This window comes from Leeia sp., assembly GCF_041909055.1.
In the GTDB taxonomy this organism is placed as follows: Bacteria; Pseudomonadota; Gammaproteobacteria; order Burkholderiales; family Leeiaceae; genus Leeia; species Leeia aquatica.
Genome location: NZ_JAYREC010000006.1, coordinates 76,113 through 100,206, shown reverse-complemented (window position 1 = coordinate 100,206; position 24,094 = coordinate 76,113). Strand labels below are relative to the sequence as shown.

Genomic DNA, 24,094 nt, shown 5'->3' with positions numbered 1-24,094 from the left:
GGCAGTCGTCGCCATCACATGACAAGGACAGGGCATGAGCAGCGTAAAACAGGGTGAACTGCAGGGCAAGGTGGCACTGGTGACCGGGGGGGCTTCCGGTATCGGCCGGGCCACCGCGCAGTTGTTTGCCGAAGAAGGGGCCCGCGTAGCGGTGTGTGACATCAATCTGGACCGGGCCGAGATGGTGGCGAGCGAGATTCGCGCCGCTGGGGGGGAGGCTTATGCCGTGCAGGCCGACGTTAGCCGGGCAGCAGACTGTGAAGCGGCCATACAATCGGTGATCGGGCGCTGGGGACGGCTGGATGTGCTGTTCAACAACGCGGGCATTACCCGTCGTACCAGCGTGGTGGACACCACGGAAGCCGAGTGGGACGCGGTGATGGCGGTCAACCTGAAATCAGTGTTCCTGATGAGCAAGTATGCTGTGCCGGTGATGGCCCGTCAGGGCGGGGGCAGCATCATCAATACCGGTTCCGGCTGGGGGCTGGTGGGTGGCAAGGACGCGGCACCGTACTGCGCCTCGAAGGGTGCGGTGGTCAACCTGACCCGGGCGATGGCCGTCGACCACGGCCCGCAGCAGGTACGCGTCAATACCGTGTGTCCCGGTGACACCGATACCGCCATGTTGCGTAATGAAGCGCACCAGCTGGGGCTGGCGGATGATGCGCTGGTGGCGGCAGGCGACCAGCGCCCGCTGCAGCGGGTAGGTAGCCCGCGCGAGATCGCGCAGGCGGTGCTGTTCCTTGCCAGTGACCGTTCTTCCTTCGTGACGGGCGCCGCCTTTGTGGTGGATGGTGGCGGTCTGGCCGGGTCGATGTAAACCGGCAGGCGGCCCCCGCTGGGGCCGCCTTGTTTTACAGGCGGACCCAGCGGCTGTCTTCTGCGCTGGAGCGCAGGCAGGCCTCGATGAACAGCTGATCGTGCAGCGCCTCGTCCACCGTCGGCAGCACCGGGCAGGGCGTGCCGTGCTGGATCAATTCAGCGGCGTCGCGGTATAGCGCGGCAAACGCCTCCAAATAGCCTTCCGGGTGGCCGGATGGCACACGGGACAGCCGCCGGACGTCATCACCGCAGCCGGGGCCTCCCCGGCTGAGCGTCTGGCCCGGTTGGCCGAGCGGGGACCACTGCAGCAGATTGGCCTGTTCGTGCACCCATTCCAGCGCCGCGTGTTCACCGACCACCTGTACCCGCAAACTGTTTTCCCGACCCACCGCCACCTGGCTGGCGACAATCAGCCCGCGTGCGCCATTGGCATAGCGGCAGTTCACCTGTGCGTGGTCGTCCAGCCGACGGCCCGGCACCAGCCGTGCCAGATCGGCAGACAGGCTGCTCGGGCGCTGGCCGGTCACGAAGTGGCTGAGGTTGTAGGCGTGCACGCCGATGTCACCCAGCGCACCCACCGCACCGGCCTGCGCCGGGTCGGTGCGCCAGCTGGCCTGCTTTTGCCCCTGCTGCTCCAGCGGGGTGGCCAGCCAGTCCTGGGTATAGCTGACATGCACCAGCCGCAGCGCGCCCAGATCGCCGCGCAGGATACGCTCGCGCATCTCGCGCAGCATCGGGTAGCCGGTATAGGTGTAGGTGACGATCAGCTGGCGCTGTTGCGCCTGGCTGAGGGCCTGCAGCTCGCGCGCTTCCGCACTGGTGACGGTGAGCGGCTTGTCACAGATCACGTGCAGGCCCGCCTGCAGGCAATCCCGTACCGCGGCGAAGTGCAGGTGATTGGGAGTGACGATCACCACGGCTTCAATACCGTCTGCCCGACCCCGCTCGCCCTGCAGCATGGCCTGATGACTGTCGTAACAGCGCTCAGGTGCCAGACCCAGTTCCAGCCCGCTCTGTCGGGCCCGTTCCGGCTGGCTGGACAGCGCCCCGGCCAGCAGATCAAAACGATTGTCAAAACGCATGGCCAGACGATGCACCGCGCCGATGAAGGCGCCCTGCCCGCCACCGATCATGCCGGTACGGATTCGGTTCATGGAGTCTCCTCAGTGTTATTGCGCTGCAAGCGCCTTGGTTACAGGCTTTCGCTACATCGCATGTTGCGATGCAATGACGAAAATCCGGTGTGATGCTTGACAACACTGTAACGCAAAAAATATTCTGTATCCAGAATTTGAAAACGTTTCAATTTGAGTTGTCGTGCAGGTGGACTCAAGAAACGACAGGCAGTGATCGTACCGGTGTGGACATGCTGCCACACGGTGATCGGGACAGGACGTCGGGGGAAGGGCATATGTTGCAATGGGGTGTACTGGGCGCGGGTAATATTTCCGGCGCATTTGTAGCGGGTCTGGCGCAAGCACCGTCGGGACGACTGGCGGCGGTCGCCAGCCGCGAGCTCGCCAAGGCGCAGGCACTGGCCGCGCAGGGTGACGGCGAGGTACGTAGCTATGCCCGCTATGAAGACCTGCTGGCCGACACGGCGATTGACGCCGTCTACATCGGCCTGCCGCATACCGAGCATTTGCGCTGGACAGTGGCCGCACTACGGGCAGGCAAGCATGTGCTGTGTGAAAAGCCGCTGGCGCTGAACCACGCCGAGGCGATGCTGGCGTTTACTGAGGCCGAGCGTGCAGGCAAGCTGCTGATGGAAGCCTTCATGTACCGCTGCCTGCCGCAGACAGCCAAACTGGTTGACCTGTTGCAACAAGGTATCATTGGCCGCGTGCGGCATATCCAGGCCTCATTCAGCTTTGCCTCCACCCCGCGTGCCGGTTCCCGCCTGTGGGAACCGTCGCTGGCGGGGGGCGGGATCATGGATGTGGGTTGCTACCCGGTGTCGATGGCACGACTGGTGGCCGGGGTGGCGCAAGGGCAACCGTTTGCGCAGCCACTCAGCCTGCAGGCGCAGGGTCGTATTGGTGAAACCGGCGTCGACGAGTGGGCGGTCGCCACCTTGCTGTTCCCCGGCGATATTGTGGCGCAGATTGCCACCGGCATCTGTGTCGAGCAGGAAGAATCGCTGCGCATCGGCGGCAGTACCGGTGCACTGGTGGTGCCGAAGCCATGGTATGGCGCGGGCAGCGAGGGTGGACAGAGCGAGATCCTGCTGGTGCGGGACGAGGCGGTGGTGGAGCGCATTGTGGTGGACGCCCCATACGGCCTGTATGCCCATGAAATCGAAACGTTTGCAGCGGCCGTGCAGCAGGGCGTGGTGGCGCATCCGGCCATGAGCGCGGCGGACAGTCTGGGCAATCTGGCGGTGCTCGACCAGTGGCGGCGTGCGCTGGGGCTGGTGTTCCCGCGCGAAACGGCAGTGGGATTGGCCGGGCGCAACAATCTGGCGGGTCTGCCGATTGCCCGCCGTGCCGACAGCGTCATGCAGTATGGCAAGGTGCCGGGGCTGGACAAGCCGGTGTCGCGGCTGGTGATGGGGGTGGACAATCAGGAAAGCTTGCCGCACGCCGCCGCCATGTTCGACGATTACCAGGAGCGCGGCGGCAATACCTTCGACACCGCCTGGGTGTACGACTTTGACGGTGGCCACAGCGAAGCGGTATGGGGCGACTGGCTGCGTGCACGCGGCGGGCGCGACGATCTGGTGCTGATCTCCAAGGGGGCGCACACGCCCAACTGCACGCCGGAGGCCATGCAGCGCGAGTTTGCCGAGAGTCTGGAGCGCCTGAGCACCGACCACGCCGACATCTACATCCTGCACCGTGACAACCTGCAGGTGCCGGTGGGCGAGTTTGTCGATGTGCTGAACCAGCACGTCCGCGCCGGCAAGTTCAAGGTGTTTGGTGGCTCCAACTGGTCGCTCGAGCGGGTGGCGGAAGCCAATGCCTACGCCGCCAAGCATGGCCTGCAAGGCTTCTCGGTGCTGAGCAACCAGCTGAGCCTGGCCCGCTTGCTGTCTCCCATCTGGGCCGGTTGTGTATCCGCAGGTGATCTGGATTCCCGCCGCTGGCTGACCGAGCAGCAACTGGCACTGTTCGCCTGGTCCAGCCAGGCGCGCGGTTTCTTTACCGACCGTGCCGCGCCGGACCGGCTGGACGACGCCGAGCTGGTACGCTGCTGGTACAGTCCGGAAAATTTCCAGCGCCGTGAACGCGCGCAGCAGCTGGCGCGTGAAAAGGGTGTCGACCCGATCAATGTGGCGCTGGCCTGGGTGCTGGCGCAGCCTTTCCCCTGCTTCAGCCTGATCGGCCCGCGCACGCTGGCGGAAACCGCCAGCTCCTTCCGTGCGCTGGAGGTGACGCTGAGTGCCGAAGAGCTGGCCTGGCTGGACCTGGCTGATCCAGGAGCATCGGCATGACTCGCGTTGCCCTGATCGGTGCCGGTGACATCTGCCCGGCCTATGTGAATGGCCTGCGCCGTTTCCCGGCGCTGAAGCTGGTCGGGCTGGCGGATGCCCGACATGAGGCTGCCGTGGCCCGGGGCCGTGAACTGGATGTGCCGGTATTCACGCTCGACGCCCTGCTGGCCAGCGATGCCGACATCATCATCAACCTGACACCGCCACAGGCCCACTTCGAGGTCTGCCAGCGCATTCTGGCCGCAGGCAAGCATGTGTATACCGAAAAGCCACTGGCGGCCACCTTCGGTCAGGGCCAGCAACTGCTGGCAGACGCTAAGCAGCGTGGGCTGCGGGTAGGCTGCGCGCCGGATACCTTTCTGGGGGCCGCCGGGCAGACCGCCCGTCGCTTTGTCGACCAGGGCGGCATTGGCGCGGTGGTGGCCGGGCAGGCCATCATGATGGAGCGCGGCCCGGACGACTGGCACCCCAACCCCGGCTTTTTCTACGCCGCCGGTGCAGGGCCACTGCTGGACATGGGCGTGTACTACCTGACCCAGCTGGTACAGTTGCTGGGGCCGGTCGAGCAGGTGCAAGGGTTGGCGCATACCAGCTGGTCGCCCCGCATCGTACCGCGTGGCGAGCGGAAGGGGGCCACCATCGAGGTCGACACCCCATCCCATGTCACTGGCGGGCTGCGCTTTGCCAGTGGCGCCTTTGTCAGCCTGACCACCAGTTTTGACGTGTGGAAGCACGCCAGCACGCCGATGGAGCTATACGGTGCAGACGGCACCTTGCTGCTGCCGGACCCGAACAATTTTGGTGGCGAGCTGCGCTACAGCCAGCAGGATGGCGACTGGCAGGGCTTGCCGCTGAGCCAGCCGTTTGACAGCAATCTGCGCGGTCTGGGCGTCGCCGAGATGGCGGATGCCATCCGCGAAGGCCGTCCGCACCGCGCTAGTGGCGAAATGGCGTTGCACGTGCTGGAAGTGATGGAAACCCTGTTGCTGTCGGCCGCGCAACAGCGTCCGTTGCCGGTACACACCCGCTGTGAGCGGCCTGCCCCGCTGGATATGCTGCCGGGAGGGTTCGCATGAGCGCGCGCCTGGCTTTACAACTGTATACCTTCAACCACACCCCGGTACTGGAAGAGCGGCTGGCGCTGGCCGCCGCCTGCGACTACCAGTGGGTGGAGAGCGAGGGGCTGCATGGGCTGCCGGTGGCGGACTTTCTGGCCGCACTGGATCGACACAGTTTGCAGCTGGCCTCGATGCACGCCGATCTGGGCGAGCTGAAGCGGCTGCCGGAGTTGAAGCAGGTGTTGCGACAAACCGGCTGCCAGCAGCTGGTGATGCCGTGGCTGGACGAGCCCGAGCGGCCTGTGGACCGCGCCGGCTGGTTGCTACTGGCACAAGGGCTGCAGCAACTGGCGCAGGAACTGAAGGCGGATGGGGTGCAGTTGAGCTACCACAACCACGCCTTTGAATTTGCCCGCCTGTCTGACCACGAAACGGTACTGGACCTGCTGCTGGCGGAAGCGCCAGACCTGAACTGGCAGGCGGATGTGGCCTGGGTGGTGCGGGCCGGGGAAGACCCGGTGTTCTGGCTGCAACGCTATGCGGCTCGCCTGCAGAGTGTGCATGTGAAGGACTACACCGGGCCGGGCGGCAACCCGCCGGAGAACGACTGGGCCACGCTGGGTGAAGGTTTGGTGCCATGGCCGACACTGTTGCCCACCTTGCAGCCCCGGTCTGGCATCTGGATCGTCGAGCACGATCAGCCCGTTGACCCGGCGCGTACGGCAAGACAAGGCCTGAGCTTCCTGCAACAGCACCTGAACTGAGCCAAATACAACGAGGAGAACACGGTGGCGCAACTGGGCATAGTCAATCTACGCAAGACCTTTGGCGATGTAGAGGTGTTGAAGGGCATCAATCTGGAAATTGCCGATCGTGAGTTTGTGTGTTTCCTCGGGCCGTCCGGCTGTGGCAAATCCACCTTGCTGCGGGCGATTGCCGGGCTGGAAGAGGTGACGTCCGGCGATATCGTGATCGATGGGCGCAGCGTGGTAGACCTCTCCCCGGCGGATCGCGATCTGGCGATGGTGTTCCAGAGTTACGCGCTGTACCCGCACATGAATGTGCGCAAGAACATGAGTTTTGGCCTGTCGCTGCGCAAATTCCCCAAGGCCGAGATTGAGAAGCGCATTGCCGAAGCGGCCCGTATCCTGCAACTCGAACCCTTGCTGGAGCGCAAGCCCAAGCAGCTGTCTGGCGGTCAGCGGCAACGGGTGGCGATTGGCCGCGCCATCGTGCGCAACCCGCGCATCTTTCTGTTCGACGAACCGCTGTCCAATCTGGATGCCGCGCTGCGGGTGAATACCCGGGTCGAGTTGGCGCGGCTGCACAAGGAGTTGCAGGCCACCATGGTCTATGTGACCCACGATCAGGTGGAGGCCATGACCTTGGCTGATCGGGTGGTGGTGATGAGCGGCGGTCGCATCGAGCAGTTCGGCAAGCCGCTAGAGCTGTACCACCTGCCTGCCAACCGTTTTGTGGCGGGTTTCATTGGCTCGCCGAAGATGAATTTCCTGCCAGTGACTGCGGCCCACAGTGTCGACGGCCACCTGACAGTGACCAGCTGCGGGGTGGAGATCGCCACCCAGGTGCAAGGGCAGGCCAGCGATGGACTGACGCTGGGCATCCGCCCGGAGCATGTCCAGCTTGTCGAACCGGGTTCCGCATCACTCAATGGGCAGGTGCTGATGGTGGAGCGGCTGGGTGCGGAAAGCCTGGCCTATGTGCGACTGAGTGGTGGCGAGGTGGTCACGGTCAGCGTTGATGGCAGTCACCTGATCCGGGATGGGGAAACGGTGGGGCTGCAGCCGGACCCGGTGCATTGCCATCTGTTTGATGCGCAAGGTCAGGCGCTGCCACGTACCTTGCCGCCGGAGCTGGCGCACCTGCTGCAAGCCTGAAGGAGCACGACATGAAAACCTTGCAAGGACCGGCCGTTTTCCTGGCGCAGTTCATCCGTGACGAAGCCCCGTTCAACACGCTGGAAGGTTTGGGGCGCTGGGCGGCAGACAAGGGCTTTGTGGCGGTACAGCTGCCGACCAATGTCCCGGCTTTGTTTGATCTGGCGCGGGCGGCAGAGAGTCAGAACTATTGTGACGAGATCACTGGGCGGCTGGCCGAATGCGGGGTGCAGGTCAGCGAGCTGTCCACCCACCTGCAGGGGCAGCTGGTGGCGGTGCACCCGGCGTACGACAGCCTGTTTGACGGCTTTGCACCAGAGGCGCTGCGTGGCAACAAGGCCGCCCGCACCGAATGGGCCATCAGTCAGGTGAAGGCGGCAGCAAAAGCTTCGGCCCGCATGGGCTTGCGGGCATCGGTCACCTTCTCGGGTGCGTTGGCGTGGCCGTACTTCTACCCGTGGCCGCAGCGTCCGGCCGGACTGGTCGAGGCCGCGTTTGACGAGCTGGCGCACCGCTGGAGGCCGATTCTGGATGCGTACACGGAAGCCGGGGTCGACCTCTGCTATGAGATTCACCCCGGAGAGGACCTGCATGATGGTCTCAGTTTCGAGCGCTTCCTGGCAGCGGTAGAGGGTCATGAGCGTTGCCACATCCTGTACGACCCCAGCCACTTTGTGCTGCAACAGCTGGACTACCTCGGCTTCATCGACGTTTACCACGAACGCATCCGCATGTTCCACGTCAAGGATGCCGAATTCCGCCCCAGCCCGCGTAGCGGGGTGTATGGCGGCTACGCGGACTGGGTGGGGCGCGCCGGGCGCTTCCGCAGCGTGGGGGACGGGCAAATCGACTTCGCCGCCATTTTCAGCAAGCTGGCGCAGTACGACTTTCCCGGCTGGGCGGTGCTGGAGTGGGAGTGCTGCTTGAAAGACAGTGAAGTCGGTGCGCGCGAAGGCGCGGAATTTATCCGCCGCCACATTATCCAGGTCGCGCAGCGGGCGTTTGACGACTTTGCCGGCAGTGGCGTGGATGCCGGCCATCTGCGCAGTGTGCTGGGCTTGGCGACGACATGAATGACAACCCTCCCGGTGCGTGGCTGGCAGCCGCATGGGTGATGGGGGTAGCAGCTTGCTGCCGGGAACATGAATAACAACCCTGAAGTGACAAGAGGAGAGCACGCATGAAAGCAAAAATCGTCGCGGGTCTGGGGCTGACACTGATCGCGCTGCAGGTGATGGCAGAAGACAAGGTGTTGCGGGTCGCTACTTGGGACAGTGGCGAGTCGGTCAATGTGCTGACCCAGACTGCCAAACTGTTTGAGAAGACCCACCCTGGCGTGAAGGTGCAGATCGAAGCCTATGGCGACGGCTTTGACCAGAAGCTGGCGGCCGCGTTTGGCGCACAGAATCCGCCCGATGTGACCTATATGTGGAATTTTCCGGACTACGCGGCTTCGCTGGAGCCGCTGGATGACTACATCAAGAAGGACAAGTCACTCAAGCTGAACGATCTGGTCCCTGGCCTGCTGAACTACAACAAGGTGGGCGGCAAGCTGTACGGCCTGCCTGCCGGCTTCTCCAGCTACGCGCTGTACTACAACAAAACCATGTTCGACAAGGCCGGTGTGGCCTACCCGAATGACAACTGGACCTGGGACGATGTACGCGCTGCCGCGCGCAAGATTCGCAACAAGGAGCAAAAGCAGTATGGCTACGGGGTGGATGCCAACCCGGACCCGTATGACCTGCAAAGCTTCCTGTGGAGCAATGGCGCGACCATGGTCAGCCCGGACGGCAAGAAGATCAATGGTTACTTTAACAGTCCGCAATCGAAACAAGTGTTCGAAATGTTTGCCGACATGGTGAACAAGGAAGAAGCGGTACTGTTCGGTACTGGCGACAACAAGAGCTATCGTGACCTGTTCATTGCTGACAAGCTGGCGATGGTGGTGAGCGGGGTGTGGCCGCGCGGTGCCTTCATCAAGGCGAACAAGCAGTTTGGGGTTGCCATGCTGCCGTCGTTCAAGGGCAAGCCGCCGGTGAGCGTGGTGGCACAGTCGGCGGTGTCGATTGCCAAGGACTCCAAGAACAAGCCACTGGCCTGGGAATTCATCAAGTTCTACGTCAGCCCGGAAGCAGTGGTGCTGCGCAAGGATACTGACCTGCCGGTGTCGCTGACGGTGGCGCGTAACGAAAACTTCCTGAAAGACCCGTATGTGGCTCCGTTCTACAAGGTGATGCAAAAGGGCTCGCGTACCCCGGCTTTCCTGCTGGCCAAGGGCTGGAGCAAGGCACAGGACACCTTGCTGGAAGGCATTCAGGAAGCGTTGCTGAAGCGTAGCGACATTGGCGCCATCCTCGACAAGATCGCTAAAAAGGCGGAAGGCAAGCTGGTGCCTTGAGCCCGGCGTGGCGGGCGCCAGCACGGTGCCCGCCCGTCCAGACGGGGCCGCCCGGCCCCATCCTGCAAGCAAAGGATGACACATGCCTGCTGCAACACCTCGTCCCGGCAGACGCTGGGGCAAGCTGGTCCCATGGTTGTTTGTGGCCCCCTGGGTATTCGGCTTCATCGCTTTTACCGTCGGGCCGCTGCTGTACTCGCTCTATATGAGCCTGTTCAACTGGCCGCTGGTGGGAGAGCGGACGTTTGTGGGGCTGCATAACTACAGCAGCATGTTGCAAGACGAGGATTTCCTCGATGCCGTGGTGGTCACCCTCAAGTTTGCTGCCCTGTATGTGCCGGTGAATCTGGTGCTGTCGCTGCTGCTGGCGATGCTGCTCAATCAGAAAGTGCCGGGGCAGGGCGTGTTTCGCACCCTGTTCTACCTGCCCTCGCTGATTTCCACGGTGGCGCTGGTCACCATCTGGTCGTGGGCGTACAGCCACGAGTACGGCATCCTCAATTACCTGCTGTCGCTGCTCAATATCCCGGCGGTGGACTGGCTGGGCAGCCCGGATTGGGCGATGCGCTCGGTGGTGATCGCGGGGCTGTGGGGGCTGGGGGGCACCATGCTGATCTTCCTGGCGGGCCTCAAGGGCATCCCCAGCGAGCTGCATGAAGCCGCCATCCTGTCGGGTGCCGGGCCGGTACGCCGCTTCTTCGGCCTGACCCTGCCGCTACTCAGCCCGGTGCTGCTGTTCAATCTGGTGACCACGCTGATTGCCGCGTTCCAGCAACTGGCGCTGGCCCTGTTGCTGACCAAGGGCGGACCACTGAAGACCACCTATATGGTAGCGCTGTATATCTATGACACCGCCTTCAAGCACTTCGAGATGGGCTATGCCTCGGCCATGTCCTGGGTCATGTTCCTGGTGGTGTTGTTGCTGTCCATGCTGGTGATGCGCTTCTCCAGCATGTGGGTGTTCTATGAAGCCGAAGTGAAGTCGAAGTGAAATGAGCCGGGTGTTGCAGGCCCGGCAAGGAGTCATGCGTGAAACCGTATCAGAAATGGTTTGTCTGGTCCCTGCTGGTGTGCCTGTCCGCGGCCTTCATGCTGCCGCTGTATTGGGTGCTGGTGTCGGCATTGAAAGGGCCACAGGAGCTGTTTACCTGGCCGCCGGTGTGGTGGCCGTCACAGCCGCAGTGGCACAATTTTTCCGACGCGTGGCAGTCCGCCCCGTTCGATACCTATCTGTGGAATTCACTGAAAGTATCGGTGCTGTCCACCATTGGCCAGTTGTTTTCTTCCAGCCTGGTGGCGTTTGGCTTTGCCCGCTTTGATTTCAAGGGGCGCAATGTCTTGTTCATGGTGCTGCTGGCCGGCATGATCATCCCGTGGGATGCCATCATGATTCCGCTGTATATGGAGTTCAACCTGCTGGGCTGGATCAATACGCTCAAGCCCTTGATCGTACCGGCCTTCTTTGGCGCGCCGTTCTTCATCTTTCTGCTGCGCCAGTTCATCATGGGGGTGCCGCGCGAGCTGGATGAAGCCGCGCGCATGGATGGCGCCAATGCCTGGCAGATCTACTGGCGCATTCACCTGCCGCTGATGATTCCTGCCCTGGTGCTGGTGGGGACGTTTCAGTTCCTCGCAGCGTGGAATGACTATATTGGCCCGCTGATCTTCCTCAATGACCAGAGCACGTACACGCTGCCCTTGGGCCTGGCCAGTTTCAGTGGTATCCATGGCTCCAATGTCAGCGCCATCTCGGCCATGACCGTACTGCTGTGCCTGCCGCCGCTGATCCTGTTCTTTGCCGCACAGCGGCAGATCATGGAAGGCACCACTAGCGCCGCGGTGAAGGGGTGAGCATGTCGACTGCAATGTGGCCGGACTGGCGAGCAGATCTGTTTGACCCGTACAAGGTCCCGTTCTCGCGCCGTAACAGCTTTCTGGCGATCAGTTGGTTGAGCGAGGGGCCACAGCCTGGCTTCTGGCTGCGCTCGGTGCGCGGTGGTGACGAGCATGTGGATGATGGCCGTCTGTTCTGGCTACAGTGCTGTGATGCCGAAGGGCAACCCTGCGAGGTCAAGGTAACACTGACCCCCGATCAGCTTCGCTTTGAAGGGAATGGTGGCTGGCTGGCCTTGAGTTTTGCCGATGGCGACACGGTGGCGCTGCAAGGTGAACGGCTGGGGCTGATGCTGGGCATGCAGCCCAAGAGCTACGACTACGCCCAGCGCCTGCCGGATGCCGTACAGATCAGCCATGCCCGGCAGGATCTCAGCCTGCGGGTGCAACAAAGCCAGGGCCAAATGCAGCTGGACGCCCCATGGCAAGGCCAGCGGGCCACGCATATCACCCTCTGCTTGCAACCGGGAAGCCATGACCGGCTTGCCGCCAGCCTGCACCTGTACCGGGTGGTGCCGCAGCGACAGGTTGCAGCGGCTTTTGCTGAGGTGCAAGCCAGCAGCCGTACCGACTTTGAGCGCTGGCTGGCGGCGACATTGGCCCTGCCGGATGAACTGAAAGCAGGGCGCTTGCTGGCGGCTTACATTACTTGGTCTTGCATGGTGCCGGCGGAGGGCATGCTCAGCCTGCCCGCCATGTACATGTCCAAGAACTGGATGACCAATACCTGGAGCTGGGACCATTGTTTCAATGCTTTAGCGCTGGGGCAGCTACAGCCGGAGCTGGCCTGGCAGCAAATGGCGGTGATATTTGCGGCCCAGCATGATAGCGGCCGCCTGCCCGATTTCATCAATGATCGTTACGCCTATTGGCGCTTCACCAAGCCCCCGGTGCACGGCTGGACTTTCGCACGCCTGCGGCAATGGGCGCCTGAGTTTTATACCCCGGATCGACGCTTGCAGGTTCGCCACTGGCTGACACGGCAGACACAGAGCTGGATGGCGGGCAGCATCAAGGGTTTGCCCTGCTACGATCACGGCAACGATGCCGGTTGGGACAACAGCACGGTATTTCTGGAGGGCACGCCGCTGCACAGCCCGGATCTGGCGACTTTCCTGATCCTGCAAATGGAAGAGCTGGCCGTATTGGCGGCACTGGAGCGGGATGAGGTCGAGGCACGTCACTGGCGTGACCAGTCCGCTGCCTTGCGGCAAGCGCTGCTGACCCAGCTGTGGGATGGCGAACGCTTTGTCGCGCGACATGCACTACGGGGTGAGGCGGTGACGGGTGGCGACAGCCTGATCTGCTTTACGCCGCTATTGCTGGGGGAGCGTCTGCCGCTGCCCATCCGGCAGCGCCTGCTGGCGGGTTTGCAACAGGAGGGACGCTTTCTCACCGCACATGGACTGGCGACCGAATCGCTGTCCAGCTCCCACTACACCCCGGATGGCTACTGGCGCGGCCCGATCTGGGCGCCCACCATGGCGCTGATGGTAGATGCCTTGCAACGCTGCGGAGCGCATACCCTGGCGCAACAGTTGGCCTTCGGATTTACCCGGATGGCAAATCACAGCGGGATGGCGGAAAATTATGACGCTTGCAGCGGTGTCGGGCTGCGGGACCCGGCCTTTACCTGGACCTCCAGTGTGTTTCTACTACTGGGGCAGGGATTGATGGCGGATTGACAGACAGAACAGGAAGCGGGCATGCGCACAGGAAAAGTCACCTTGAAAACGCTGGTGGAGCGGACCGGGTTGTCGCTGGGGACGGTGTCACGTGCGTTGAAAGATGCCCCGGAGGTCCGACCCGAGACGCGCGAGCTGGTCAAGCAGATGGCAAGGCAGCTGGGCTACACCCCCAATCTGGGTGGGGTCAAGCTGCGGACTGGCAAGACCTACACCCTGTGCATCGTACTGCCGGTGGATACCCGTGCACAGGATTTCACCGACAGCGGCTATATGGCCCTGACCTCGGGCATCCACAAAGCCTTGCAGGGGACACTCTACAGCCTGATTGTTCAGCCGCAGCTGATGGATGAGGACGAGCTGGCCGGGCTACGCCACGTGGTCGAGGCCAAAGTGGCGGATGGGGTCATCCTCACCCAGACCCGACCGGACGATGTCCGTATCCGCTACCTGCTGGAGCAGGGTATGCCTTTCGTCACCTACGGGCGCAGCGAGCTGCATACGCCGCATGCCTGGTTCGATACTGATCATGAAGACATGGCCTACCGTGCCACCCGCCGTTTACTGGACAAGGGGCATCAGCGCATAGCTCTGCTCAACCCGCCTGCGCATTTGCTCTACAGCCGCCACCGTGAGTATGGCTATCGCCGTGCATTGCGCGAGGCCGGTTTGCCGCAAGACTCCGCGCTGATGACCGCCTCCGAACTGTCGGCGGCCGATGGGCAGCAGCTGGTGCTGCAGCTGGCGGCCCTGCCGGATCGCCCTACCGCGTTTATCTGTGCCAATGAATACGCTGCGCTGGGGGCCCTGTCGGCCTTTCAGCAACTGGGCTGGCAAGCCGGACGCGATGCCTGCCTGATTGCGACGGATGATTCCAATATCAGCGCCTACTTTGTCCCTCCGCTGACCACCTACTACTCCTCGCTGGTGGACGCTGGCACCGCACTCGGCCAGCTGCTGCTGCGGCGGATTGCGGGTGTGGCTGCCGAGCAGCTGCAGCAGCTGACCTGTGCCGAGTTGCTGGAGCGGCAGGATGACTGCTGGCCGCCGCAGGGAGGGGGCCTGTCCCAATGAGCAGGCGGCAGTTAAGGTTGTTCGCGCTATCATGGGTACCTGCATCTGCCCCGATGCAGTTCAGTGTGTTGTTTGACCTTGGCCACCATTGCGGTGGCCATTTTTTTAGCGACTGGCCTTGAGTTCAGCGGATTGTAGCCAGTTATCCAGGGTAGTGGCCAGCAACTCAGCGCGTACTGGCTTGGTCAGAAAATCGTTCATGCCGGCATTCAGGCAATCCAGCCGGTCACTCTCAAACGCATTGGCGGTCAAGGCAATGATGGGCATGCTCAGGCCCTGCGCCCGTATCTGCCGTGTGGCTTCCAACCCGTCGAGCTCCGGCATCTGGCAATCCATCAGAATCAACGGATAGTTTCCCATGGACGCCGCGCTGACGGCCTTGCGGCCATTGTCCACCACATCCACCCGATAGCCGAGTTTCTCCAGCAGCAGGGTGACCAGCCGCTGGTTGACGACATTGTCTTCCGCCAGCAGCAAGGTCGGGCGGCTGGCCTGGCGCTGCTCCGCCAGTGTGTGCCGGGTATGCAGGGTACCTCCATGGCCGCTGCCCAGTACCACTTGCAGCAGTTCTGCCAGCTGGCTGGCCCGGAAAGGCTTGGTCAGATAACCATCAAAACCCGCTTCACGGATATCCTGCGACTGACCCTTGGTTGCCAGTGAGGTGAGCAAGACCAGCAAAGGGGGATGGGGCATGCTCCGGATCATCTGCGCCAGCCCCAAGCCATCCAGGCCTGGCATTTGCTGGTCCAGAATCGCCAGTTCAAAGGTGTGTTCGCTGCCCTGCAGCAGGGGGAGAACCGATTGGGGATCGTGCGTGGTGGTAACCTGCATGCCCCAGTTTTCCAGTGTCAGGCGCAGTAATTCCACATTCAGCGGATTGTCGTCTACCACCAGCACCCGCTTGCCGCTCAACGAGGTGGTGGAGGTGGGGGGCGTCGTGGTCTGGGTGGCAATGGTGAGTGGCAGGCTGACCGTGAAGGTGCTGCCTTGTCCTGGCTGACTGCTGACCGTAATCTTCCCGCCCATGCCCTGAATGATGCGCTGGCAGATGGACAAGCCCAGCCCGGTACCACCAAAGCGGCGGGTGGTGGAGGCATCGGCCTGGCTGAAGGGCTTGAACAGCTTGGTCAGCGTGTCCTCACTCATGCCGATGCCGCTGTCGGTCACGGTAAAGCGCAGCATGCAGCGTGCCGGGTCGAGCGGCTGGGTCTCTACCCGCAGCACCACCTGACCCTGATCGGTAAACTTGATGGCATTGCCCAGCAGGTTGATCACCACCTGGCGCAAGCGCCCAGGGTCACCTTGCAAGCGGGGTGGCAAGCCAGGGCTGATCAAGCCCGCCAGCTGCAGGTGCTTCTCTTCAGCCTTGCTGGCCATGACTTCGATAGCGTCTTCAAACGGCAGGCGGCTATCAAAGTCGATATACTCGAAATCCATACGCCCTGCTTCGATCTTGGAATAGTCGAGGATGTCGTTGATCAGCGCCAGCAGGCTTTCGCCCGAAGTACTTACTGCGCGCAGGTAGTCGCGCTGCTCAGGCGTGAGCGAGGTATCTTCCAGCAGGCGGGTAAACCCCAGCACGGCATTCATCGGCGTGCGAATTTCATGGCTCATGTTGGCGAGGAAAGCGCTTTTGGCCTGATTGGCGGCCTCTGCTGCATTGCGTGCCTGTGCCAGGGCCTGTTGCCGTTCCTGCATCTCATCGAGTAGCGTATCCAGCGCTTTCCCGATGTAGCCAATCTCGTCTGCTTCCTGCATGCCGGTACGCCAGCGGACATTGCTGTCCTGCTGCTCCCGGATCACTTCCACAATATGTCGACTGGGGCGGATCACGCGGCGCAGTAACAGTACATAGCCGGCCACCAGCAGCAATACCGCCACCCCGCCCGCCGTGCCGAGTATGGTCAGGATGGACTGCTGGATGGCGGCGCTGGTGAGGGTGGTGTCAATATGAATCATGATGGCACCGCGTGTCGGAATCGGCGGTCCACCTTGTGGATTGACCTGGCTGAAGATGAAGGGGGCGGAGTAATCAAATGCCTTGCCCCCTTCCTGGTCGAAGGCATGCCAGGCTGTGCCAGATTGCAGCACGCGCTCCAGATCGGCCCGCACATCTTCCTCCGGCAACCGCTCCAGCACTTGTCCATCCCACTCCAGCTGGGTGGTGGCAATCACCTGCAGTGGGGTACCGCCCACCACCACAATTTCGCGGATATTGCGGCTGGCCCCCATGGCCATGACAAAGCGGCGCAGCTCGACGGGATCGTGGGTGCTTTCTGCGGCCAGCACGATGGCATCATTCAGCAAAGCCCCCTGGGTGAGCAGGGCATTTTCAACCTGGTTACGATGGTAGCGATACAGCAGCCCGCCACTGATGGGCGCGACCAGCAGTAGCAAGCCCAGCATGGGCAACAGCAAGCGGGCTTGCAGGCTGCGGTAGTGTGTTTTCATGGTGTACCGGCCAGCTGCGTGATTGAGCCATCCAGACAGGCGCCCCCACAGGGCGCTTGTTTCAGCAGGTTGAGGCTCTGCAGGGTCTGATGGGTGGTCAGCATCAGGTGTGCCAGTTTGCCTTGCTGATAATAGCTGGCCTGATCCGGCAGATAGACCAGCTGGATCCCTTTCAGGCTATCTGCAAATTCTGCCGGTGAGATGCCTTCTCGCCCCGCCATGATGGCATTGGCTTCTGTCGGGTGGGCCCGGTGATACTGCTGGGCGCGGTGGAAGGCGCGTGCCAGCTTGACCAGATCGTCGCGACGGGTACGGACCATGTCCTTGTGAGTGACCAGGATATCCACTACATTGCCGGGGCTGCGTGCAGTATCGAAAATCACATGGGCATCGTCACTTTTCAGCACACTCTGGGCAAAGGGGGGATAGGTCTGGATCGCATCCAGTTCACCCCGCAGGTAGGCGTTGACGGCCTGGGGCTGTGTCAGGTTTTGCAGGTCGACATCGGCATAGCCCATCTGTGCTGAACGCAGGGCCAGCCCGGCTGTCAGCACGTCCACCGTGCCACTCTCCAGCCCCAGGCGCTTGCCACGCAGCCCGGCCACATCCGGGATGGACTTGCGGGCAATCAGCATGTCTGCGCCATTGGAGTAATCGGTGACGTAGAAGGCAACAGGCTCGACCGGAGCCAACTCACGCGCCATCAGCGGTTCCAGCAAGGTGGAGCCCATCACATCCACCTGACCGCGCTCGAAGGCGCGCCGACCATCGCCAAGGGTGGAAAAAGGGATGATCTGTACCTCAATCCCTTCGTCCCGATAGTATTTCAGGTGTTCGGCCAGATAGAGGAACTCATAGCCCGGCCAGGCATTGAGGCCGATGCGGAGTGGCGGCGGGGGCGGGGTGCAGCTGACCAGCAACAGGCACAGCAAAAGCATGAGCAAACGCATGGCATTCTCCGGAGGATGCCTCTGTTATAGGCAAGCGCCGGGGTATTTGCCATGCTTGGCGGGCCAGCGGTTAAACCGGTGGCACCCTAATGGCGATCAAAACAGCCTTGCAGGTTCGGCTCACCGCTCGCCAGCGCCAGCTGCAGCAGAATGCGCGCTTGTGGCGGCGGCAAATTGTCACCGCTGACAAAGCCATGCTGGCTGTCTGCCACCTCGCCATCGCGAATCACCGTACCATTGGGGACACGGCTGCTGCGCACGATGTGGATACCTTGCTGGCGCAAGCGGGCGAGGCAGGCCAGCCAGTCGGGCCGCAGGTTGCCGTTGCCGAGCCCGGCAAACACCAGCCCCGCTGCACCTTGAGCGGCGGCTTCGATCTGTGTGACAGGCAGATCGGCATAAGCGTGCAGGATGTGAACCGACGGCAGACTGTCCGGCAACGGCAGGTCTCCGTGTGCCCGAACCGGGCGCTGGTACAGATGCACGTGACTGCCCTTGACCAGACCCAGTCGACCATACTGATCGGCATCAAACGCCGCGGGGGTGCTGTCGCGTTTTTGCAGGCCGCGCGCGCTGTACAAGTTGTCACCAAATACCACCAGCGTACCCAGCCCGACACTGGCCGGGTGGGCGGCGGCCGCCACGGCATGGTAGAGGTTCATCGGGCCATCGGCACTCAGGGCAGTGGCAGGCCGCATGGCGCCAGTCAGCACCAGCGGCTTGTCACTGCGGACAGTGAGGTGCAGGAACCAGGCGGTTTCTTCCAGCGTATCGGTACCGTGCAGCACCACCGCGCCGTCGACCGCAGGGTCGGCCAGCAGGGCATTCAGACGGGTCGACAGCTGCAACCAGTGCGCCGACGTAATATGGGCGCTGTCGATGGCAAACAGCTGCTCGGCCTGCAAATCAGCCAGGGCATCCAGCCCCGGCACGTCGGCCAGCAAGTGTTCCACTTGCAAGGCCGCCGCCTGATAACCCAGCGTCTGGCTGGAGGAAGCGGCTGCCCCGGCAATGGTGCCGCCGGTGGCAATCAGGGCGATCCGGCGCTTAGTCATCCAGTGCTCCGGACAGCTTGGGGGTTTCCAGCTGGCGCACTTGCCCACGCAGCTTCAGCAGCATCAGCAGACCCGGTACCGCCATCACCACCGATACAATAAAGAAGTGGTCCCAACCGATGCTGTCCGGCAAGACCCCAGCCACCGGCCCCACCCACACCCGGCCAATCGCAGCAAAGGCGGACAGCAGGGCAAACTGGGTGGCGGAGAAGCGTTGATTGCACAAGGCCATCAGGAACGCGAGGAAGGCCGCTGTACCCATCCCGCCGGTGATGTTTTCAAACCCGACGGCACTGAGCAGCAGATAGTCCAGCTGAGTGGCTTCCTTCAAGGTGATCCCACCCCAAAACAGGCTGAATGCCGGGACTTCAAAGCTGCCCCAAGCACCCTTGCCCAGAATGGCCAGCGCGTAGAAGCCGAAATTGGACAGCAGCTGCAAGACGCCGAATACCATCAAGGCGCGGTATAAGCCCATGCGCAGCATCAAGGCACCGCCGAGTAACGCACCGCCGATGGTGAGCCAGATGCCGAAGATCTTGTTGACCAGACCCACTTCCGCCTGCCCGAAGCTCATGCCTTTCAGCAAGAAGGGCGTGGTTAGCGAACCGGCAAAAGCATCACCCAGCTTGTAGAGGATGATGAGGGCCAGAATGGCATACGCGCTCTCCTGGCTGAAATAGGCACCAAGCGAGCGGTTCAAGGTTTCGAAGCGGCTGATCCGTGCCGCAAAATAGACCAGTGGCAGCGTAAGCAGCACACCCAGTAGTACGGTGAGCATGTCAGCCCACTTCTTCACCGGGTTGTCCTTCTTCGGACCGGCGGCCTTCTTGTCGTCCTTCTTCACATCGCAGACGGTGGCAGCCTTGTCGGGCGTGGTGGTTGTCGCGGTGGGCTTAGCTACCGGCGCAGCGGGGGGCGTCGTGGCCGTTGGTGTTACCGCGGGAGCCGTGGCGGCTGGCGGGAAGGCCTGATTCAAGACACTGTTGATACCTTTGGAGAGCAGCTTGTCCGTAAACTGGTAGCCCGCAATCACCACAGCGATGACAGCGAGGAAACCAATCAGGTCTTGTGAGGCTTGCGAATCCGGCGCGCGCTGGTTGCGCGGTACCGAGGGCAGCATCAGGGCCGAGAATACGGCCATGCCCAACATGATGATGGCCATGATGCCGTAGATATAAGACCAGCTCCAGCCGTTACCGCTGACCGGGTCAGCCCACAGCAAAGCGATGCCGCCAGACAGAATCATCGCCAGCCGATAGGTTGCAATGGCCAGTGAGGCCCCCATGCCGCGCTCGTCCTGCGTCAGGACATCGGTACGATAGGCATCCAGCACGATATCCTGCGAGGCTGACAGGAATGCGATCAGCACCGCACACAGCGCAAACGCCTGTGTACCCACCTTGGGGCTCTGCATGCTCATCAGGTACAGTGCGGCTGCCAACCCTAGCTGGGTAATAATCAGCCAGCCGCGCCGCCGCCCGAGCAAAGGGGGCTCAAAGCGGTCCATCAGCGGGGCCCACAGAAATTTGAAGGTGTAGGGCAGCCCCACCATAGACAGCAGACCAATGGCGGCAATATCCACACAATCGGTGGTCAGCCATGCTTGCATGGCCTGGCCGGTGAGGGCCAGAGGCAAGCCGGAGGCGAAGCCGAGAACGGCGATGGCAAACAGGCGTCGGCAGGAAGCCAGGGACCATTTTTGCATGGGGAGTCCTTGTCAGCGCAATGCGTGTTGGTAATCAACCACCAGTGGTGCGTGGTCTGAGAATTTCTCATCTTTGTAGACGAACGCCGCCTGGGCTGCCTTGGCGACGCCTGGCGTGGCAATCTGGTAGTCGATGCGCCAGCCGACATCCTTGGCATAGGCTTGGCCACGGTTGGACCACCAGGTATAGCCGGGTTGCTCGGGGTAGAGGCTGCGGTAGACATCGACCCAGCCCACCTCGTCGAATAACCGGGTCAGCCAGGCACGTTCTTCCGGCAGGAAGCCAGAATTTTTCAGATTGCCCTTCCAGTTTTTCAGATCGATCGGCTGGTGGGCGATATTCCAGTCGCCACAGACGATGAACTCCCGTTGCTGCGCGCGCAGGGCCTGCAGTTCGGGCAGGAAGTAATCCAGAAAGGCAAACTTGACCTGCTGCCGCTCTTCCGAGCTGGAGCCGGACGGCAGGTACAGCGAGATGATGGACAGTGGTCCGAAGTCGGCCCGCACAAAGCGGCCTTCCAGATCAAACTCAGGGTGGCCCAGCCCGATCTGCACCTGGTCCGGCTGCTGGCGACTGTACAGGCCGACGCCGCTATAGCCCTTTTTTTCGGCATACTGGAAATGACCGTGATAGCCCTCGGGGGCAAGAAAGTCGGGTGTCATGTCTGCGGCCTGGGCTTTGAGCTCCTGCACGCAGACCACATCGGCGCCGCTCGCCTGCATCCAGGGGAAGAATCCCTTGCTGGCGGCGGAGCGGATACCGTTCAGATTGGCGCTAACAATACGCATGATTCGCTTTCACGGGTGCGAACTTCTATACTGACAGGTATTTGGGCGGGGGCGGATGGGGCTGACCCCGCGAAACAAGGGCTGATGGTAAAACGGATGAGCAACTTTCGCACGGATTTTATTGACTTTGCCGTACAGCGCGGCGTGTTGAAATTTGGTGAGTTTGTCACCAAGGCAGGCCGTTTGTCGCCTTACTTCTTCAACGCGGGCCTGTTCAATGATGGCGATAGCCTGCGCCGTCTGGGTCAGTTTTACGCAGAAGCCATCCTGGCATCCGGTGTACAGTACGACATGCTGTTCGGGCCTGCCTACAAAGGCATCCCCTTGGCATCGTCTATCGTGATCGCCTTGGCCGAAAAAGGGCACAATGTGCCGTATGCGTTCAACCGCAAGGAAGCCAAGGACCACGGCGAAGGGGGTACGGTGGTGGGGGCGGCGCTGTCGGGCCGGGTGCTGATTGTGGATGATGTCATCTCGGCGGGCACCTCGGTGCGGGAATCGGTGAACCTGATTCGCAGCATGGGTGCGGAGCCCGCGGGGGTTGCCATCGCGCTGGACCGAATGGAACGGGGCCAGGGGGCGCTGTCTGCGGTGCAGGAGGTGGAGCGCCAGCATGGCTTGCCGGTGGTGGCTATTGCCCGGCTGACAGATTTGTTCGACTATCTGGCCCCGCGTGGCGATATGGCACAGTACTTGCATAAGATTGAGGCTTACCGTCAACAATACGGGGTGACACTGGATGGCCCTCAAGGCTGATTCGATTTGCTGGGGATTGCTGTTGTGTCTGGCGCTGCCGGTCAGCGCCGGGCAGCTGTATCGCTGGGTGGATGAGAACGGCAAGGTGCAGTACAGCGACAAGCCGCCGGTGCAGAGCAAAAGCGGTACTGCGACCTTGTCCAAGCAGGGCACGGTGGTCAAGAAAACCGAGGGTGAGCTGACGCCGGAGCAAAAGCAGCAGCGTGAAGCAGACACGGCCAAGGCCAAAGCCGAGGCCGAGGCGCGCGAGGCGGCCCGGTTGCGTGACAAGGCTTTACTCTCTACCTTCAATAGCGTCGCGGAAATCGACCGCAAGCGTGACCGTAACCTGCAGCAGGTGCAAGGTGAGCTCACCAGCCTGAAAGTGCGCTTCAAGTCGACCGAAGGCCGACTGAATGCCTACTATACGCAGATGGCGCAGTACGAAAAGGCCAAGCGCCCGGTACCGGCTTCACTGAAAACGGATATTGCGGATACCGAAGCCGAGCTGGTGAAGATCAAGCAGCAGATGGATGAGAAGCAAAAGTCTGTTGAGGTGATCCGGCAGGCGGCTGAGGCAGACAAGAAACGCTATCTGGAGCTGAAATCGGGCGCGCCGATGGCGCCCTGATTCCTGGCTGGGGAAGTGCAGGCCCGGTGGCGGGCCTGTGGATACCCCTTAGCTGGCTTGATCCAGCTTTTGCTTGAGCAGGCTGTTGACCTGCGCCGGGTCCGCCTTGCCCTTGCTAGCCCGCATCACCTGCCCGATCAGCGCATTGAACGCTTTTTCCTTGCCCGCGCGGTATTCCGCCACCATGCCGGCATTGGCGGCCATCACCTCGTCAATCATCTTCTCGATGGCGCCGCTGTCTGAAATCTGTTGCAGCCCTTTGCTGGCGATGATGGCATCGACCTCACGGCCTTCGCCCGACCACAGCGCCAGCAACACATCCTTGGCCCCCTTGGCGGAGAGGGTGTTGTCGCGCACCCGGCCCAGCAACTGCGCCAGTTGTGCCGGGGATACCGGGCAATCGAGAATGTCTTTTTCTTCACGGTTCAACTGGGCCATCACTTCGCCGGTCAGCCAGTTGGCCAACAGTTTGGCGGCGCTGGCTTCGCGTTGTGGCGACAGCGTACCTAGCGCCGTGCTGTAATATTCCGCCAGTGCCTTGCTGGCAGACAGCTGGCTGGCATCGTAGGCAGACAGGCCCAGCTCACGCATCAGCCGCTGTTGCAGGGCTTGCGGTAGCTCCGGCATGTCGCGCTGCACCCTGGCAATCCAGTTTTCGCTGACCTGCAGCGGCAGCAGGTCCGGATCGGGGAAGTAGCGGTAGTCGTGTGCATCTTCCTTGCTGCGCATCATGCGGGTGGCCCCGGTGTTCGGGTCGAACAGCACGGTCGCTTGCTGGATTTCGCGGCCATCCTCGATTTCACTGATTTGCCAGTTCACCTCATAGTCGATGGCTTGCTGCACAAAGCGGAAGCTGTTCAGGTTCTTGATTTCACGACGGGTACCAAAAGTGGTCTGCCCCAGTGGCCGTACAGACACGTTGGCATCCATGCGGAAGCTGCCTTCCTGCAGGTTGCCGTCGCAGATGTCCAGCCAGGTCACCAGCTGATGCAGGGCGCGGCCATAGGCCGCAGCCTCGGCAGAGGAGCGCATCACTGGTTCGGACACGATTTCTAGCAGCGGGGTACCCGCACGGTTGAGGTCAATGCCGGAGCTGCCGTGGAAATCCTCATGCACCGACTTGCCGGCATCTTCTTCCAGATGCGCGCGCGTGAGCTGCACGACCTTTTCCTGATCGCCCACCTGGATGGTCAGGTTGCCGCCCACCACGATCGGCTGCTCGAACTGGCTGATCTGGTAGCCTTTGGGCAAGTCCGGGTAAAAGTAATTCTTGCGGGCAAAGATGGAGTGACGATTGATATCCGCCCCGATGGCCAGACCGAAACGGATGGCTTTCTCTACCGCTTCACGGTTCATCACCGGCAGTACGCCAGGCAGCGCCAGATCCACCGCGCTGGCCTGAACGTTGGGTTCCGCACCAAACGCCGTGGCGCTGCCACTGAAAATCTTTGACTGGGTGTTGAGCTGAACGTGTACTTCCAGCCCGATCACGACTTCCCATTGCATGGTCATGC

General features: G+C 62.1%; 20 protein-coding genes. 13 read left to right on the top strand and 7 right to left on the bottom strand.

The features are described 5' to 3' along the window. The first annotated feature begins 34 nt into the window (after positions 1–34). Positions 35–820, top strand: coding sequence for an SDR family NAD(P)-dependent oxidoreductase (locus ACE3O2_RS15050; RefSeq protein ID WP_374338859.1), 786 nt, complete (start codon positions 35–37; stop codon positions 818–820). 34 nt (positions 821–854) lie between these two features. Here ACE3O2_RS15050 and ACE3O2_RS15045 read toward each other — a convergent pair whose 3' ends face one another. Next, positions 855–1,976, bottom strand: coding sequence for a Gfo/Idh/MocA family protein (locus ACE3O2_RS15045; RefSeq protein ID WP_374338856.1), 1,122 nt, complete (start codon positions 1,974–1,976; stop codon positions 855–857). Between the two features lie 257 nt (positions 1,977–2,233). Between ACE3O2_RS15045 and ACE3O2_RS15040 the strand changes: the two genes are divergently transcribed. The 10 genes from ACE3O2_RS15040 (at position 2,234) to ACE3O2_RS14995 (ending at position 14,264) form a co-directional block, all read left to right on the top strand. Next, the gene (locus ACE3O2_RS15040; RefSeq protein ID WP_374338854.1) at positions 2,234–4,255 is read left to right on the top strand and encodes an aldo/keto reductase; all 2,022 of its coding nucleotides are present in this window, start codon (positions 2,234–2,236) and stop codon (positions 4,253–4,255) included. Beyond that, positions 4,252–5,331, top strand: a complete 1,080-nt coding sequence (locus tag ACE3O2_RS15035; RefSeq protein WP_374338852.1) for a Gfo/Idh/MocA family protein — start codon at positions 4,252–4,254, stop codon at positions 5,329–5,331. The genes ACE3O2_RS15040 and ACE3O2_RS15035 overlap by 4 nt, the downstream gene beginning before the upstream one ends. Beyond that, positions 5,328–6,077: a sugar phosphate isomerase/epimerase family protein gene (locus tag ACE3O2_RS15030; RefSeq protein ID WP_374338850.1), complete on the top strand. Its 750-nt coding sequence runs from the start codon at positions 5,328–5,330 to the stop codon at positions 6,075–6,077. Before ACE3O2_RS15035 ends, ACE3O2_RS15030 begins: the two co-directional genes overlap by 4 nt. Positions 6,078–6,101: 24 nt before the next feature. After that, entirely contained in the window at positions 6,102–7,211 is a 1,110-nt protein-coding gene (locus tag ACE3O2_RS15025) for an ABC transporter ATP-binding protein (RefSeq protein WP_374338848.1), read from the top strand. Between the two features lie 11 nt (positions 7,212–7,222). Then, complete coding sequence (locus ACE3O2_RS15020; RefSeq protein WP_374338846.1) at positions 7,223–8,284, top strand: sugar phosphate isomerase/epimerase family protein; 1,062 nt, start codon at positions 7,223–7,225, stop codon at positions 8,282–8,284. A 107-nt stretch (positions 8,285–8,391) separates the two neighbouring features. Further along, positions 8,392–9,612: a sugar ABC transporter substrate-binding protein gene (locus ACE3O2_RS15015; RefSeq protein ID WP_168878341.1), complete on the top strand. Its 1,221-nt coding sequence runs from the start codon at positions 8,392–8,394 to the stop codon at positions 9,610–9,612. 82 nt (positions 9,613–9,694) lie between these two features. Beyond that, positions 9,695–10,603, top strand: coding sequence for a carbohydrate ABC transporter permease (locus ACE3O2_RS15010; RefSeq protein ID WP_168878342.1), 909 nt, complete (start codon positions 9,695–9,697; stop codon positions 10,601–10,603). 38 nt (positions 10,604–10,641) lie between these two features. After that, positions 10,642–11,463, top strand: a complete 822-nt coding sequence (locus ACE3O2_RS15005; RefSeq protein WP_205882129.1) for a carbohydrate ABC transporter permease — start codon at positions 10,642–10,644, stop codon at positions 11,461–11,463. A 2-nt stretch (positions 11,464–11,465) separates the two neighbouring features. After that, positions 11,466–13,190: an amylo-alpha-1,6-glucosidase gene (locus ACE3O2_RS15000; protein WP_374338843.1), complete on the top strand. Its 1,725-nt coding sequence runs from the start codon at positions 11,466–11,468 to the stop codon at positions 13,188–13,190. Between the two features lie 21 nt (positions 13,191–13,211). Further along, positions 13,212–14,264 (top strand): LacI family transcriptional regulator, encoded by a 1,053-nt coding sequence (locus ACE3O2_RS14995; RefSeq protein WP_374338841.1) that lies wholly within the window; start codon positions 13,212–13,214, stop codon positions 14,262–14,264. Positions 14,265–14,369: 105 nt separating this feature from the next. On the opposite strand, the gene ACE3O2_RS14990 is transcribed toward ACE3O2_RS14995, so the two are convergent. The 5 genes from ACE3O2_RS14990 to ACE3O2_RS14970 form a co-directional block, all read right to left on the bottom strand. Further along, positions 14,370–16,715, bottom strand: coding sequence for a response regulator (locus ACE3O2_RS14990; protein WP_374338839.1), 2,346 nt, complete (start codon positions 16,713–16,715; stop codon positions 14,370–14,372). Next, a complete protein-coding gene (locus ACE3O2_RS14985; RefSeq protein ID WP_374338837.1) occupies positions 16,712–17,665 on the bottom strand; it encodes an ABC transporter substrate-binding protein in 954 nt (317 codons plus the stop codon). Before ACE3O2_RS14985 ends, ACE3O2_RS14990 begins: the two co-directional genes overlap by 4 nt. An 86-nt stretch (positions 17,666–17,751) precedes the next feature. Next, positions 17,752–18,720 (bottom strand): asparaginase, encoded by a 969-nt coding sequence (locus tag ACE3O2_RS14980; protein ID WP_374338835.1) that lies wholly within the window; start codon positions 18,718–18,720, stop codon positions 17,752–17,754. Next, positions 18,713–20,425, bottom strand: coding sequence for an MFS transporter (locus ACE3O2_RS14975; protein ID WP_374338833.1), 1,713 nt, complete (start codon positions 20,423–20,425; stop codon positions 18,713–18,715). The genes ACE3O2_RS14980 and ACE3O2_RS14975 overlap by 8 nt, the downstream gene beginning before the upstream one ends. Before the next feature lie 12 nt (positions 20,426–20,437). Further along, entirely contained in the window at positions 20,438–21,217 is a 780-nt protein-coding gene (locus ACE3O2_RS14970; RefSeq protein ID WP_374339205.1) for an exodeoxyribonuclease III, read from the bottom strand. Positions 21,218–21,310: 93 nt separating this feature from the next. Between ACE3O2_RS14970 and pyrE the strand changes: the two genes are divergently transcribed. Both pyrE and ACE3O2_RS14960 read left to right on the top strand, forming a co-directional pair. Beyond that, positions 21,311–21,970: an orotate phosphoribosyltransferase gene (gene pyrE, locus ACE3O2_RS14965; protein WP_374338831.1), complete on the top strand. Its 660-nt coding sequence runs from the start codon at positions 21,311–21,313 to the stop codon at positions 21,968–21,970. After that, positions 21,954–22,580 (top strand): DUF4124 domain-containing protein, encoded by a 627-nt coding sequence (locus ACE3O2_RS14960; RefSeq protein WP_374338828.1) that lies wholly within the window; start codon positions 21,954–21,956, stop codon positions 22,578–22,580. The genes pyrE and ACE3O2_RS14960 overlap by 17 nt, the downstream gene beginning before the upstream one ends. A 48-nt stretch (positions 22,581–22,628) precedes the next feature. On the opposite strand, the gene gatB is transcribed toward ACE3O2_RS14960, so the two are convergent. Next, on the bottom strand, positions 22,629–24,086 hold the full coding sequence (gene gatB, locus ACE3O2_RS14955) for an Asp-tRNA(Asn)/Glu-tRNA(Gln) amidotransferase subunit GatB (RefSeq protein WP_374338826.1): 1,458 nt from the start codon (positions 24,084–24,086) through the stop codon (positions 22,629–22,631). Between the last annotated feature and the right edge of the window lie 8 nt (positions 24,087–24,094).

Excerpts from the sequence above, each read along its gene's own strand:
- ACE3O2_RS14990 (WP_374338839.1), bottom strand. The coding sequence starts at position 16,715 with ATGAAAACACACTACCGCAGCCTGCAAGCCCGCTTGCTGTTGCCCATG.
- ACE3O2_RS15035 (WP_374338852.1), top strand. The coding sequence starts at position 4,252 with ATGACTCGCGTTGCCCTGATCGGTGCCGGTGACATCTGCCCGGCCTAT.
- pyrE (WP_374338831.1), top strand. The coding sequence starts at position 21,311 with ATGAGCAACTTTCGCACGGATTTTATTGACTTTGCCGTACAGCGCGGC.
- ACE3O2_RS15050 (WP_374338859.1), top strand. The coding sequence starts at position 35 with ATGAGCAGCGTAAAACAGGGTGAACTGCAGGGCAAGGTGGCACTGGTG.
- ACE3O2_RS15015 (WP_168878341.1), top strand. The coding sequence starts at position 8,392 with ATGAAAGCAAAAATCGTCGCGGGTCTGGGGCTGACACTGATCGCGCTG.
- ACE3O2_RS14980 (WP_374338835.1), bottom strand. The coding sequence starts at position 18,720 with ATGACTAAGCGCCGGATCGCCCTGATTGCCACCGGCGGCACCATTGCC.
- ACE3O2_RS14995 (WP_374338841.1), top strand. The coding sequence starts at position 13,212 with ATGCGCACAGGAAAAGTCACCTTGAAAACGCTGGTGGAGCGGACCGGG.
- ACE3O2_RS15030 (WP_374338850.1), top strand. The coding sequence starts at position 5,328 with ATGAGCGCGCGCCTGGCTTTACAACTGTATACCTTCAACCACACCCCG.
- ACE3O2_RS15000 (WP_374338843.1), top strand. The coding sequence starts at position 11,466 with ATGTCGACTGCAATGTGGCCGGACTGGCGAGCAGATCTGTTTGACCCG.
- ACE3O2_RS15040 (WP_374338854.1), top strand. The coding sequence starts at position 2,234 with ATGTTGCAATGGGGTGTACTGGGCGCGGGTAATATTTCCGGCGCATTT.
- ACE3O2_RS14985 (WP_374338837.1), bottom strand. The coding sequence starts at position 17,665 with ATGCGTTTGCTCATGCTTTTGCTGTGCCTGTTGCTGGTCAGCTGCACC.
- ACE3O2_RS14975 (WP_374338833.1), bottom strand. The coding sequence starts at position 20,425 with ATGCAAAAATGGTCCCTGGCTTCCTGCCGACGCCTGTTTGCCATCGCC.
- ACE3O2_RS15020 (WP_374338846.1), top strand. The coding sequence starts at position 7,223 with ATGAAAACCTTGCAAGGACCGGCCGTTTTCCTGGCGCAGTTCATCCGT.
- ACE3O2_RS14960 (WP_374338828.1), top strand. The coding sequence starts at position 21,954 with ATGGCCCTCAAGGCTGATTCGATTTGCTGGGGATTGCTGTTGTGTCTG.
- ACE3O2_RS15010 (WP_168878342.1), top strand. The coding sequence starts at position 9,695 with ATGCCTGCTGCAACACCTCGTCCCGGCAGACGCTGGGGCAAGCTGGTC.
- ACE3O2_RS15045 (WP_374338856.1), bottom strand. The coding sequence starts at position 1,976 with ATGAACCGAATCCGTACCGGCATGATCGGTGGCGGGCAGGGCGCCTTC.
- gatB (WP_374338826.1), bottom strand. The coding sequence starts at position 24,086 with ATGCAATGGGAAGTCGTGATCGGGCTGGAAGTACACGTTCAGCTCAAC.